This window comes from Chryseobacterium sp. CS2K3 (assembly GCF_059515185.1).
In genome coordinates this window covers 1-14,783 of record NZ_JCAKRW010000002.1, presented here as the reverse complement: position 1 = coordinate 14,783, position 14,783 = coordinate 1, and the positions used below count along the sequence as shown (strand labels likewise).

Here is a 14,783-nt window from a genome sequence, read left to right as displayed (position 1 = left end):
TCATAGCGACAGAGGCGTTCAATTTTCAAATCTTTGAAAACAGAACTGATTATGGAAACAAGCTTATTACAAAAGAAAAATGGAGGTGGAAATATATAAAAAGTATATTCATAATGATTTAATTATCAGGAGTAAGGAAATATTTATATTTGCCAAAACTAATATTATGAAAACAAGAATTTTTTTATGTTATTTCTATTTCCTTTAATGGTATTTAGGCAATACTATGTAGGACGTGCAAAAGGCTTTACTCCAATTCAGTTTGATAGACTTGCCTATTTCAGAACAAAAGTAAATGCAGATGGCAGTATGTATATTTATTGGACTAATAAAATGAATAAGCTTCTACCTAATGGAATGATTGATTCTAGTTTTGGTATAAATGGAACAGTGAATGTAGGTGTTTACAGTTCTTACGGAACTGATATTCTTGCTAATGATCAAGGAATATATTTTTTTTAAATAATAAGATAGTAAAATATAATTTTGCAGGTGCGCTTGATATATCATATGGTGTGAATGGAGTTGTTACATTTTCCCAAAATGTTTCTGCTGTATTCTTAAATTCTGACTCCACTTTATATTTTTCAAGTAATAATAAAATACAAAAACTGCTTTCTGATGGACAAATCGATAATTCAGTTAATATTAATGTACATGCGGATAAATTCTATTTTGTAAATAATAATTTTTATGTATTTCGTACTCAATATCCTGCTGTATATGTAACAAAATATAGTTTAGATGGAGTACAGGATCTTACCTATGGAAATATGGGAATCTTAGAAGAATCTGGAAATTATAAGATAGACCCTTCTTCAGGTAATATTTATGTATTTTTACCAACGGCTATAAAAAGATATACTTCTGCAGGAGTACTTGATCCTAGTTTTGGTATCGGAGGTACTGTTCTGGGAAGTTTTCCCCAAGGTGTTAAAAGTATTAGTGTAGATTCAAATAATAATATTCTATTTTTCGGAGGTGGACAGGGGTATGGATATAATCAGGCTATAATCTATAGATTGAAAAATAATGGAGAAGAGGATAATACCTTCAATAATGGAAGCTATAAGTATAATATTTCACAGGGTATGATATCTAAAGCTCATTTACTGGATTACAATACTTACATATGTATGGATGATACAAGAGCTAGATTGTCTGCTTCTTTGGATGGCACAAAGAAATATATAAGAATACAGGATACATCATTGATTATAGATAATGCTTTAAATGTAAATGATGTAAATAATAGTAACGTAGATAAATTTAAGGTATATCCCAACCCAACTACTGATGATATCCATATAGAAGTAGAAAATAATGAAAAGATTAATAAGGTTAATATTTATACTATCACCGGAGATTTTATATTATCTGATAATAAAGCAGAAATGAATGTTAAACATCTGGTATCAGGTAACTACGTAATTGAAATTATTACTGATAATAAAATTTATAAGGCTAAATTTATTAAAAAATAAAATTTAAATATGCTAATTTATGAAAACAAAAAAACAGACTACAGTCTGTTTTTTTGTTTTTAACTCCACATTTTTTTGACATTTTTTAACTTTCATACCTCGAAAAAAATCACGATATTTGTAAGTCTTTGCATATAGCAAGATTTTTAATATTTAATATGAGTCAAAAACAATATACAGCTAGTAGTATTCAGGCATTGGAAGGAATGGAGCACGTACGTATGCGCCCTTCAATGTACATTGGTGATGTAGGATTAAGAGGTCTCCATCATTTGGTTTATGAAGTAGTAGATAACTCTATCGATGAAGCTTTAGCAGGATTCTGCGACACGATCTTTGTTGCCATTAAAGAAGGAAACGGAATCGAGGTGAGCGATAACGGTAGAGGTATTCCGGTTGACTTCCACGAAAAAGAACAAAAATCTGCTCTTGAAGTTGTAATGACGAAAATTGGAGCCGGAGGTAAGTTTGATAAAGATTCTTATAAAGTTTCTGGGGGGCTTCACGGAGTAGGGGTATCGTGTGTAAACGCACTTTCCAACGAAATGATCACTACTGTTTACAGAGACGGAAACGTTTACCAGCAGATATATTCAAAAGGAAAAGCTCAAACTGGAGTTGAAGAGATCGGAAACAGTGATAAAAGAGGTACAAAACAGTTCTTCCAGCCGGATGATACTATTTTTACTGAATTAGTATACAACTACGATACATTAGCAAGCCGTCTAAGAGAGCTTTCTTACCTTAATAAAGGAATTACCATTACTCTTACCGACGAGAGAGAGAAATTGGAAGACGGATCTTTCAGAACAGAAGTTTTCCATTCTGAAGGCGGATTAAAAGAATTCGTTGCTTATATCGACGGAAACCGTGAATCTATTATGGAGCACGTGATTTTCATGGAAGGAGAAAGAGATAATATCCCTGTAGAAGTAGCAATGCGTTACAATACTTCCTTTAATGAGAATCTTCACTCTTACGTAAACAACATCAATACTCACGAAGGAGGTACTCACTTAGCAGGTTTCAGACGTGCTTTAACGAGAACGCTTAAGAAATATGCTGATGATCTTGGTATTCCACAAAAGGAAAAAGTAGAAATTACAGGAGATGATTTCCGTGAAGGATTAACAGCTGTGATCTCTGTAAAAGTAATGGAACCTCAGTTTGAAGGACAGACCAAAACAAAATTAGGTAACTCTGAAGTTTCCGGTGCTGTAGATAAAATTGTAGGGGAAATGTTAACAAACTTCCTTGAAGAAAACCCGAATGAAGCCAAACAAATCGTTCAGAAAGTTGTTTTAGCAGCTAAAGCAAGACAGGCAGCTAAAAAAGCAAGAGAAATGGTTCAGAGAAAATCTCCAATGGGAGGTTCCGGACTTCCAGGGAAACTGTCTGACTGTTCATCAAAAGACCCGGCAGAATCTGAAATCTTCCTTGTGGAGGGAGATTCCGCAGGTGGAACAGCTAAACAAGGACGTGACAGACACTTCCAGGCTATTCTTCCATTAAGAGGTAAAATTCTGAACGTAGAGAAATCTATGCTTCACAAAGTATATGATAACGAAGAGATCAGAAATATATATACTGCTCTTGGAGTTTCTGTAGGAACAGAAGAAGACAGTAAAGCCTTAAACATGGCTAAGCTAAGATATCATAAGATTGTGATCATGACCGATGCCGATATCGACGGATCTCACATTTCAACTCTTATTCTTACCTTCTTCTTCAGATATATGAAGGAACTTATTGAGAACGGATATATTTATATCGCTCAACCCCCTTTATATCTATTGAAGAGAGGTAACAAGAAAGTATATGCTTACAACGAAAAAGAGCGTGAGGAATTTACTTTAGAAATGTCTCCGGACGGTAAAGGTGTTGAAGTACAACGTTATAAAGGTCTTGGAGAGATGAACCCAGAGCAGCTTTGGGAAACCACTCTTAATCCTGAGCACAGAATCTTAAAACAGGTAACTATTGATAATGCTGTAGAAGCTGACAGTGTTTTCTCAATGTTAATGGGTGATGAGGTTCCGCCAAGAAGAGAATTTATCGAGAAAAATGCAAAATATGCAAAAATTGATGCATAATCATTTTTAAAAATATGTGAAAAGCTCCTGATTATTCAGGAGCTTTTTTTTATATTTGAGTTAACCAATAAAAAATAATACTATGTTAACTCTTTTACAAACAGACCCTTATGAGGGAGTGGATGCTGTTTCCGGTGCAGCAGCTGCAGGACTAGGTATCGGATCAATGTTCATGAGCCTTTTGGTCTATCTTTTCTATGGCTACTGCATGTACAAAATCTTTAAAAAAGCAGGGAGAGAAGATGCGTGGGCAGCTTTTGTTCCTATTTATAATGCTATCGTTTTGCTGGATATCGTAAAGAAACCGATATGGTGGATTATTTTATGCTGTATCCCGCTGATTAATATCTATGCTTTCTGGGTGATAGATGATAGATTAGCTAAAGGCTTTGCCAAGGAAACGCCAATTTACACTATTTTACTGTTCTTTTTTGGCTTCATTTTTATTCCGGTTTTAGGACTTGGTAGCGATACTTATGACAGTAAGAGAATCCCCAACGATTAATAAAAATTGACAATATAAAGACCTCAGCAATGGGGTCTTTTTTATGCTTAAATATAATTGACTGATTGTCGAATTTATTTGACGTTCATCTATAATTATTTCTACATGTATTGAAATATTTGAATCTCTATTTATGCTAATTTTGAACTGCAGATAATAAAAGTGACACTCATGTTACAGAATGCAACATTCTTTGTTGAAAAAATTCTCAACCTGGAATGTTTTCATTCAGCCACTCTTCTATAATTTGTTTTGTAGAAGAGTTTCATAACTTATACTAGGGTAGATTTAGGATAGTACTTTTTCCAAGTATTATGAGAGACTCCACTTTTGTGGGGTCTTTTGTATATCTGATTATTAAATTTAATATATTGATTTTCAAATATATAATTGTTTATTATTGTAGTTTGATATATTTTTTTAAGTTATTTTTAACAGTTATTAAGATTTTATTATTTTTGTGTAATTTAATAACCATGATGAAAATAATAATTCTTGGAGCCTTATCTGCTGCTTCATTGTACTTTGCACAAAGCTATCCTGTTGCATCTATTCCCGAAAATTTAAAGAAAAACGCCAATATAGTTATCCGAAAAGACTTTACTACCGTTCAGATCAATAAAATTGATGAGATAAAATATCAATACAATACAGTAACCACCGTATTAAATAAAGATGGAAATGAGAAAGCTGTGGCTTATATTCCTTATGACAAAGCAACAAGCATTTCAGATATCAGGGTTACTATTTATGATGAATCAGGTAAAAAAATAAAAAGCTACTCCAAATCTGATTTCAGCGACTTTGCGAATAACAGACAAGGTGTATTTTATTCTGATAACAGGGTAATGGTTTTTTCTTATACGCCTGTTCAATATCCTTACACCATAGATTTTTCATATCAATCGGAAAATAAGAATACTATTTTTATTCCGGATTTTGTCCCGTTTTATTCTACCAATACTTCTTTGGAAGAAGGGCAGATGAAGATCATTAATACTTCAGGGATTGATCTGCGCACGAAAATCTATCCATCAAAATATAATTATACTTCAGTGACTGAAGCAGCTAATGGAAATGAGAAAATATATACCTATAAAAATGTTCCAGCCATTGATGATGCTTTATTAATTCCACAGCCTCTTAAGATTTTGCCCAGTGTAAGTTTTGCTCTTACAAAATTCAATCTTGCCGGAAGACAGGGAACATTGAACAGTTGGACAGATTTCGGAAGCTGGTATTACAGCAATTTAGTAGAACCGGTAGCTGTTTCTACACCCGTGATTAAAGCAGAGGTTGCAGCATTACAACTTCAGGGTTCCGTAGAAGAGAAAGTGAAGAAGATCTATCAATACATGCAGGATAAAACCAGGTATATTTATGTAGGACTTGGAATTGGAGGCTGGCTTCCGATGATGCCGGAAGAAGTACATAAAAAAGGATATGGTGACTGTAAAGGGCTTACCAATTATATGAAAACACTGCTGAACGAAGCTGGAATACCTTCTTATTACTGTGTGATCAATTCAGGTTTTTCTTCATTATCTTTTGATCCTGATTTCCCTAAAATGGGAGGAAACCACGCTATTTTGATGGTTCCTACAGAAAATGGCAATATCTGGCTTGAAAATACTTCACAGCAAACAGCATTTAATCATTTGGGATATAACACTACAGACCGAAATGTACTTTCTGTAAAGAAAACGGGAATAGAATTGATCAATACTCCTTCATATCCGGCTGATAAAAATAAGGAAAAACAAAAACTAACTATAAAAATAGCTGAAGATAACAGCATTACAGGGGAAGGAAACTTTTTTTATACCGGAAACCAGTATGATGATAATCTGAGATTTGTAAACCTTAATCCTAAAGAGAAAAATGATGCCTTGAAAAGTAGATTTGATGTTTTAAACTTTGAAAAAGTTGAAATGAAGAACTTTGTCAATGATAAAGATAAAGCAGTCATTACTTTTGATATAGATTTTAAGACCAATAATTACTCCAAAAATGCGGGAAGCAGTCTTATTTTCAGAGCCGTTCCTATTTTCTCGGACAACGTTTACAAAACAGAAGAAAACCGTGAACTTCCTTTTGAGATCAGACAGTCTTTTGAAGATGAATATGAAATAGGATTTACCCTTCCTAAAGGATATAAAATAGATGAAACTCCCGCTGATATTGCCATCAGTTCCGAGTTTGGACACTATAAACTCAGTTTTATTAAAAATGGTGAAGATCTGAGGGTAATGCGAAAAATTCAGGTCAACAAAGGAATCTATCCAAAGGAAAAATACAATGAATATATTTCTTTCAGGAAGAAAATAGTAAACATGGATAACTCGAAAGTACTTGTTACAAAAATATAAATATGAAAAAAATAATACTAATAATCATTTGTTCTGCAAATATCATGATGATAAAGGCACAGAAACATGAGTTTTTGAATCCTCCTAAATTCTCTGATGCAGATCTTTCCAAGCCAAAATCTTTACTTGATGAGAATGCTCCGGCAGAAATTCTGTATAAATCTGTACATTTTATGATTGATACCTCTACGGGAAGTATGCATAAAAAGTACTTTTACAGAGTCAAAATTTATGATAAGGATAAAGCCGAAGACTGGCTGAATCTTGAAGTTCCTTTATACCAGATGAACGGTGACAAAGAATCTTTAGGAAAGTTCAAAGCTTTTACTTACAATCTTGAAAACGGAAATGTAGTTCCGGTAAAAGTAGAGAAAAGTTCACAATATAAAAGTAAAGAAAGTAAATATGTACAAGTGACTAAATTCGCATTTCCTAACGTAAAGAACGGTTCTGTACTGGAGTATCAGTATGATGTGGTATCACCGTTTTTATTTATTATTCCTGAAGTTTTGGTTGAAACAGACACTCCGTCCATCTATACGGAATATGTTTTGGATGCGCCGCTTAGTATTGCTTACAATATCAATTATACGGGCGAGCTTGCTCCAAAGTACAGAGTCATTGAAGAGCAGAATATCTACGGTTCTCAGTACAAAACGTTTAGATTCGGGTATGATAATGTGAAAGGCTTTAAAACTGAAAAGTTTATAAGAAACGATAATAATTTCAGGACCAAAATAAGTGCCGAGCTGAATTCTACCAACTTCAGTCAGCTTAAGCTTTACTCCTCCTCATGGGATCAGATCAGTAAAAGACTTTACGAAAATGAAGATTTTGGAGGTGAATTGAAGAAAACTAAGCTTGCAAAAGAAAATATGCCGGCTGGTTTAATGGATATGAAAACGGATACTGAAAAAGCCGACGCTATTTTTTCCTACGTTCAAAAAACATTTACCTGGAATAAAGATAAAGGAGTATATACCGAAAACGGAATCAAAAAGCTACTGGAAACCAAGACAGGAAATGCCGCGGAGATCAATCTGTTTCTTATCATGCTTTTCCGCGAAGCCGGAATTAAAGCAGATCCTTTGATGATTTCTACGGTAGAAAACGGATTGATCAATCTTGTGTCTCCCAATGTTTCCAACATGAATTTTGTACTTGCATCTGTAGAAATAGACAAGCATTTTCATATTTATGATGCTACTTCCAAACAGTCTTCTATGGATGAACTTCCTTTAAGACACTGGAATCAGTATGGAATTTTATTGACGAAAAATAAAGCCGTGCAGATTCAGATGACGAATATGAAGCCAAGTAATACCTATCTTACCGTTGATGCAAAAATCAATGATGACTGCAGTATTTCCGGGTCTTATTCTGATAAAGATACGGGAGCTTTTGCAATGTATGTGAAAGATAATTACGATGAAAATGCTGAGAAATATAAAAAACAGTACAAAGAAAATTTCTCAATAGATTTCACGGGCATTGATTCAAAAGTATTGGATAACGGAGAATTTGAAAGTACAATGAAATTCTCTTCCAATAATTTAATTGATAAAATAGGAAAGAAGATGATCATCAATCCGATGCTGTTTTTAAGTAAAACATCCAATGAATTTGATCAGACAGAAACCCGAAAATATCCCATTGATTTTGGTGCTCCAACAACTAAGATTAAAAAAGTAACGCTTGAGATTCCTGAAGGCTATACTATCGAGGAAATGCCTAAGAACAAAAAGATTGTTACAGAAGATAAAGAGATAGAATACAGCTATATCATTGAACAAAAAGGAAATAAGCTGGAAGTAACTACCACTACAAAAATTTCCAGTGCAGATTATCCTAAAGACTATTATCCGGCATTCAAACAAATTTGGGGCGTTGCTTCAAAACATGAAAACCAGGTAATCAGCTTGATTAAGAAATCTTAATAGGTAAGCTAAGTAAAATAAATCGGAATAATTTTCTTAAAACCATTCATTTTTGAATGGTTTTTGCATTCAATACTCCAAATTATGATTATGAAAAACACCATTGCCATTTTAGCACTTTCTTCATTCTTTATTTTTTCTGCCTGTAAGAAAAAGGATGTAGCTGAAACTTCTACAGAAAAAACGGAAAATCAAAAATCTGATGAATTCGTTGTAGATTCCGTTAAGACAGAAGGTTCTTCAAAGATTAGCGATTCATTATCTGTTGTTTTCAGTTCCAGACTCCTAGTATTTCCGGGTTTAAAAGATAAAGCATTGCTGGATAGTATTTATTTTAATCAAAAGGGGCTGAATGATTTCTCTAAAACCGGACTGCAAAAATACCTGGAAGAAGAGAAAAATAAATATTTCACTTCTATGAAAAAAGATGATGAATTATATTCGGATCTTGGTCATTCTCAGGAATGGTTTTCACATTCTGACATGAAATTGAAATCCAATAGCAATGATTATATCCATATTCAGTATTCAGGAGAAGCATACATTGGAGGGGCTCATGGAGAATATGGATTTTCAGAAAGGGTTTTTGATCTTAAAAAGAAAAGAAAACTGGAGCTAAAAGATATTACTACAATGCCAAACAACAAGCTTGAAGCATTGTTAATGAAAAATATAGATAAAACGAAAGGCAATGCATCCGGTGCAGAAGGAGAAGTAAAAAATTCAGAAATGTTGTTGGTTGATAAAATTCCGGCTACAGAAAATTTCTATTTTGATAATAAAAATCTGTATTTTCATTACAGCCCCTATGAAATCACTGCTTTTGCAGCAGGCGATATCGTTATTCCTGTTTCGTGGGAAGAGCTGAAAGGAACTTTAAATGCAGAATTTAAAGAAAGAATGAAAATTAAGTAAATTAATGCTTCCGGGTTCAGGAAGCATTTTCTATTTTTGCGGTAATGGAAAAAGTAGCTTTTATCATCAATCCTTTTTCGGCAAAAAAGAATTATCAGCCGTTTTTGAACGAACTTAAAAATAAGGTTGGCAATCCTCTTTATTATGTCTCCGAATCTATCCCGGGAACAGACGAATTCATCAAAAACCATTTTGATGATGTAGATATTTTTGTAGCAATTGGTGGTGACGGTACAATTTCTACCGTGGCAAAGAATCTGATTTCTACAGATAAAATTCTGGCTATTTTCCCAGCCGGTTCCGGAAATGGATTTTCCAATGAGACGCGTTTTAGTAAGAATTTAGATGAGCTTTTAGAAAAAATAAAGGCAAAACAATCCAGAAAAATAGATACTTTTACTGTCAATAACAGGCTTTCCATCAACGTTTCAGGAACAGGTTTCGACGGAAAAGTGGTGAAGGAATTTGAGAAAACAAGCCGTGGTTTCAAAAATTATATCAAAGTTTCCCTAAAGACATTCTTTAACTATAAACCTATCAAGGTAACTTTTCTTGAAGAAAAATACCAGCAATACAATGGCAGATATTTGATGCTGAATGTTGCCAATACCCGCCAGTTCGGAAATAACGCTTACATTGCCCCAAAAGCAAGTAAAAGCGATGGATTGGTAGATATGGTTTTGGTTAAAAAATTTCCTTTGACCTATTCCGCTTTGTTTGCTTTCAGAATGTTTACCAAAAGATTAAAGGATGATGATTATGTTACTTATCTTCCGGTTTCTGAAATTTCATTCAAAGTAAATACAAAAAACTGGCATCTTGATGGTGAATTTAATAAGATTGAATCACCTGTTCATGTGAAAGTACAGCCTGCAAGCCTGAATATTTTAGTGTAAGGTTCATATTTTGAAGCTATTGAAGATGTTTTTATATTCACTAGCTATACAAAATTGACTATTCGTTCATCTTTTATTTGAAATTATCTTTCCAGTTCCTTTTCAATCTTATGTGGATTGTTCAGGCAATATTGTAATTGTTCCTTATCCAGTTGCTTCTCCCAGTTTGCCACTACGACAGTTGCTACAGAGTTTCCAATAACGTTTGTTAATGCGCGGCATTCACTCATAAACTTGTCAATTCCAAGAATTAAAGTCATTCCCGCAATTGGAATTTCCGGAACTACAGCCAATGTTGCTGCTAATGTCACAAATCCGGCACCGGTAACGCCAGCCGCACCTTTTGAACTTAACATAGCTACCAGCAGAAGCATTAGTTGCTTTTCAATAGGAAGATGAATATTCAGTGCCTGAGCGATAAACAGAGAAGCAAGCGTCATATAAATATTCGTTCCATCAAGATTGAAAGAATAGCCTGTAGGAACTACGAGACCTACAATTGCCCGTGAGCAGCCTGCTTTTTCCATTTTTTCCATGATTCCCGGAAGAGCAGATTCCGAAGAACTTGTTCCCAAAACTAAAAGAAGCTCTTCTTTCAGATAAAATAAAAGTTTAAAAATATTGAAACCATTGTACCAAGCCACTGCTCCCAATACCAAAATCACAAAGAGAATGGACGTAATATAGAATGTAGCAACCAGGAATATAAGATTCAGAATAGAATGAAGTCCGTATTTTCCGATGGTAAATGCCATAGCCCCAAAAGCACCTATGGGAGCAAGCTTCATTAAAATATGAACAATTTTAAATATCGGAGCTGACAAATCCTGAAGAAAATCAGTTACTTTCTGACTTTTTTCTTTTGTTAATACCAATGCAACTCCCATTAAAATAGCAACAAGAAGAACCTGAAGAATATTTTCACCTACCAATGGACTAAACAGGGTTTCGGGAATGATATTCATGATAAATCCTGTGAGAGTGGATTCATGAGCTTTCTGCTGATATTCTGATACATTTCCGGAAAGGGTTGCCGGATCAATATTCAGACCATGCCCAGGTTGTAGAAGATTCCCAACTATAAGACCAATGATAAGAGCGAGAGTGGAGAAGGTAAAAAAGTAAATCATTGCTTTTATGGCAATTCTTCCCACCTTTTTAAGGTCTGTCATATGGGCAATTCCTAAAGTAAGGGTAATAAAAATCACCGGAGCGATGATCATCTTTACCAATTTGATAAAACCATCTCCTAAAGGTTTCATTTTTTCTCCCAGTTCAGGATAGAAGTTTCCTAGTAAAACACCGGCAGTGATTGCGATAATTACCTGAAAATAAAGCTGATTGTATATAGATTTTGCTTTCAATGAACAGTCGTTTTGTTTTTTTAAAGGCGAAAATTAATAAATTTCAAATAAAAAACTGACAAAAGTCATGAAATTGATCTGTTTAAGTTGAATAGCATATAAAAACTTCGGCTTCATTCCAGAGACATCTTTGTCTGCAAAATGAAGCCGAAGCTTATGATGTAATGAAAAAAGTATAATCATTATTCTACTGCTACAGAATCGTCACCGCGACCATCCGCTACAGCATGAATGTTTCCATTTTCATCAAGAACAATAATTTCTGTTTTCCCAATTTGTTTTACTTTCTCAATGGTGTAATTTTTCTTTTCCAGTTCAGCAATTGTACTTTCAGGGAAGTTGTTTTCTACTTTTATAGTTTCCGGCAGCCATTGATGATGGAACTTAGGAGCGTTAACTGAAATATTAGCATTCAGTTTAAAATCTACCACATTTACAATAGATTGATAAACAGATGTCGGAATAGTGGTTCCTCCCGGTGTACCTACAACCATATAAGGCTTCCCGTTTTTAAGAAGAATTGTGGGAGTCATGGAGGAAAGCATTCTTTTATTAGGCTGAATAGAGTTTGCTTCTCCGCCTACTGCTCCAAACATATTCGGAACACCTGGTTTGATGGAGAAATCATCCATTTCATTATTTAAAAAGAACCCTGCACCCGTTACTAAAACTTTACTTCCGTAATAACCATTCAGAGTAGTGGTTACTGAAGCGGCATTTCCATCCTTATCAAGGACAGATATGTGGGTGGTTTGTGTTGATTCCTTAGGCTGGGCAATGATTTTTCCTACTTCTGAACTCGGTGTTGCCTTATCAAAACTGAAGCTTTTCCATCTGTTTTTTAAATATTCATCGGAAATAAGGTAAGGTGTTTTATCTTCGATGAAATCCGGATCACCCATGTATTCTGCACGGTCAGCAAAGGCTCTTCTTTCTGCTTCCGCCATGATCTGAACAGCTTTTGTAGAGTTCTGCTGGTATTTTTCGAGATTTTCAAAGCTTGCCATTCTCAACATCTGTGCAAGAAGAAGTCCTCCGCTGGATGGTAAAGGCATTGAAACGACATTATTTCCTTTATAATCAAATTCCAAAGCTTTTCTTTCTGCCACTTTATAGTTTTTAAGATCTTCAAGGGTGATGATTCCGTTTCCTCTTTTCATTTCGGCAATCAGGAGATCGGCTGTTTTCCCTTCATAAAATCCTTTTGCTCCAAGCTTTTGAATTAATTTTAAAGTTTCTGCCAGGTCTTTCTGAATTAAAAGATCGCCTGCTTTCCAAGGGATATCTTTTACAAATATGGTAGCAGATTTATTATGTTTTTTAAAATGCTCTCTGTTGTTATTCAGCATGTCAGCTTCCTGTTCTGTAATAGCAAATCCCTGCTCTGCAAGATCAATAGCCGGTTGAATGATCTTCTCCATCGGAAGTTTGCAGTACTTTAAAGTAGCGAAAAAACCGGCTACACTTCCGGGAATTCCTACAGCAAGTCTGCCATTCTGAGATAAATCTGTGTCTGCTTTTCCTTTTTTATCCAGATACATATCTCTGGATGCTTTTTTAGGAGCTGTTTCCCTATAGTCCAGCGTAAATTTTTCACCATTGTTTTTTACTCCCACCAAAAATCCGCCGCCACCAATATTTCCTGCCTGAGGATAGACAACAGCCAGTGCGTATTGAGTTGCTGTAATGGCATCATAAGCGTTTCCTCCCATTCTCAGGATCTTTGCGCCTGCTTCACTTGCCAGCGGATGAGCAGATACCACTACGCCTTTATTCTTCACCTTTACTTCCTTTACAATATTGATGTCTGTAAATTGAGCCCAGCTTAATTGACTGGTTATTAGAATTGACGCGATTAAAATCTTCTTCATATGATTGTTTTTCTTATAACAAAAATATAGAAATTTTTCGGTAAAAATTGTTGAAGATTTTGAATTTTGTTTTTGAGCTGGAGATACAATTTGGGAGCTATTTTTTCTTTTTTATGGTTTCAACTGATATAAATTATACGTCAAATTTTGAGGTTTTCCGGATATACTTTTGTGTAAAGTGATTGATAATGATATAAATAAATTGATTATTAAAAATACAAGTATTAAATCATTTTTATGTGATTTGTTTATTGGAATAAATACATTTACATCGATTAAAAGAATCATTATTGAATTAAAAACACAAAAACACAAGGATGAATAAAATCTATCTTGGTGCATATACATTATGTACGGTCTTAACTGTGTCTGCACAAGAGGTACTTTGGCAAAAAGATATCAAATCCTCTACTCAGGATTTCTTAAGTCAGGTGACCACAACTATCGATCAGCAATATCTTATCACGGGAAGTGCTATTCAGTCAGGAAGCGGCAAGCTGGAGACTGGAAGTAAGCAGAATAACGGCTATGATTTCCATGTGATTAAATTGAATCAGCAGGGAGAACAGGTATGGGAAAAGTATTTCTCAGGACAAAACCACGATTATTTATCAGCAACAGTAACAACGCAGGATGGAGGATTCTTACTTGCAGGAACTTCGTATTCAGGAAAAGGGCTGGATAAAAAGGAGGAAGCAAAAGGCGGTTCGGATATCTGGCTGATCAGAATCAATGAATTTGGAGATGAATTATGGCAGAAAACCTTTGGAAGCTCTTCCGATGAAGAAGCTAGAGCGGTTATCCAAACTATGGATCAGGGCTTTATTGTTGCTGGAAATATCCAAAACTCAGTGAAAGGTTATGGTTCTAAAGATGTTTTAATCATTAAACTGGATAAGGACGGTAAAGAAATCTCACAAATTATCCTTGGCGGAAAAGGTCTGGATGAAGTAGAGAAAATGATTCCTACCAAAGATGGCGGAGCTTTACTGGGAATCTACTCACGAAGCGGAAATAATGGTCATAAAAAAACAGAAAATTACGGAGAGGGTGACTATTGGATCGTAAAATTGGATAAAAATGGAAAAGTAGAATGGGAAAAGAACTATGGTGGAAAAGAAGATGATCACCTCAGAACCCTTGCTTTAACTTCCAATGGTTATGTTATCGGTGGAGAATCCAGATCTGATCGCTCAGGAAACAAAACAGTAGGAATTGAAGAAGGAACAGATCTTTGGCTAATTGCATTGAATGAGAGAGGAGACGAGCAGTGGCAAAAATCCTACAACTTTAAAAACAGAGATGTTTTGATGGGAATGAGCGTCATTCATTCATCAGATGATAAGTCT

General features: G+C 34.6%; 11 protein-coding genes. 9 read left to right on the top strand and 2 right to left on the bottom strand.

Going from position 1 to position 14,783, the window contains the following annotated elements:
* The first annotated feature begins 186 nt into the window (after positions 1-186).
* From AC5YGG_RS03240 to AC5YGG_RS03205, 8 genes are all read left to right on the top strand, one after another.
* On the top strand, positions 187-462 hold the full coding sequence (locus AC5YGG_RS03240; RefSeq protein WP_496142998.1) for a hypothetical protein: 276 nt from the start codon (positions 187-189) through the stop codon (positions 460-462).
* A gap of 53 nt (positions 463-515) precedes the next feature.
* Complete coding sequence (locus tag AC5YGG_RS03235; protein WP_496142997.1) at positions 516-1,484, top strand: T9SS type A sorting domain-containing protein; 969 nt, start codon at positions 516-518, stop codon at positions 1,482-1,484.
* A gap of 158 nt (positions 1,485-1,642) precedes the next feature.
* Positions 1,643-3,577: a DNA topoisomerase (ATP-hydrolyzing) subunit B gene (gene gyrB / locus AC5YGG_RS03230; RefSeq protein ID WP_496142996.1), complete on the top strand. Its 1,935-nt coding sequence runs from the start codon at positions 1,643-1,645 to the stop codon at positions 3,575-3,577.
* Between the two features lie 82 nt (positions 3,578-3,659).
* Positions 3,660-4,082, top strand: coding sequence for a DUF5684 domain-containing protein (locus AC5YGG_RS03225; protein WP_496142995.1), 423 nt, complete (start codon positions 3,660-3,662; stop codon positions 4,080-4,082).
* 476 nt (positions 4,083-4,558) lie between these two features.
* Positions 4,559-6,451, top strand: coding sequence for a DUF3857 domain-containing transglutaminase family protein (locus AC5YGG_RS03220; protein WP_496142994.1), 1,893 nt, complete (start codon positions 4,559-4,561; stop codon positions 6,449-6,451).
* A gap of 2 nt (positions 6,452-6,453) precedes the next feature.
* Entirely contained in the window at positions 6,454-8,388 is a 1,935-nt protein-coding gene (locus tag AC5YGG_RS03215; RefSeq protein ID WP_496142993.1) for a transglutaminase-like domain-containing protein, read from the top strand.
* A gap of 90 nt (positions 8,389-8,478) precedes the next feature.
* A complete protein-coding gene (locus tag AC5YGG_RS03210) occupies positions 8,479-9,303 on the top strand; it encodes a DUF3298 and DUF4163 domain-containing protein (RefSeq protein ID WP_496142992.1) in 825 nt (274 codons plus the stop codon).
* A 44-nt stretch (positions 9,304-9,347) separates the two neighbouring features.
* The gene (locus AC5YGG_RS03205; RefSeq protein WP_496142991.1) at positions 9,348-10,199 is read left to right on the top strand and encodes a diacylglycerol/lipid kinase family protein; all 852 of its coding nucleotides are present in this window, start codon (positions 9,348-9,350) and stop codon (positions 10,197-10,199) included.
* An 83-nt stretch (positions 10,200-10,282) separates the two neighbouring features.
* Here AC5YGG_RS03205 and AC5YGG_RS03200 read toward each other — a convergent pair whose 3' ends face one another.
* Positions 10,283-11,563 carry a dicarboxylate/amino acid:cation symporter gene (locus AC5YGG_RS03200; protein ID WP_496142990.1) on the bottom strand — a complete coding sequence of 427 codons (1,281 nt, stop codon included), beginning with the start codon at positions 11,561-11,563 and terminating at the stop codon, positions 10,283-10,285.
* A 182-nt stretch (positions 11,564-11,745) separates the two neighbouring features.
* Entirely contained in the window at positions 11,746-13,434 is a 1,689-nt protein-coding gene (ggt, locus tag AC5YGG_RS03195; protein ID WP_496142989.1) for a gamma-glutamyltransferase, read from the bottom strand.
* A gap of 317 nt (positions 13,435-13,751) precedes the next feature.
* Between ggt and AC5YGG_RS03190 the strand changes: the two genes are divergently transcribed.
* On the top strand, positions 13,752-14,783 hold a 1,032-nt coding region (locus tag AC5YGG_RS03190; RefSeq protein ID WP_496142988.1), incomplete at its 3' end, for a T9SS type A sorting domain-containing protein.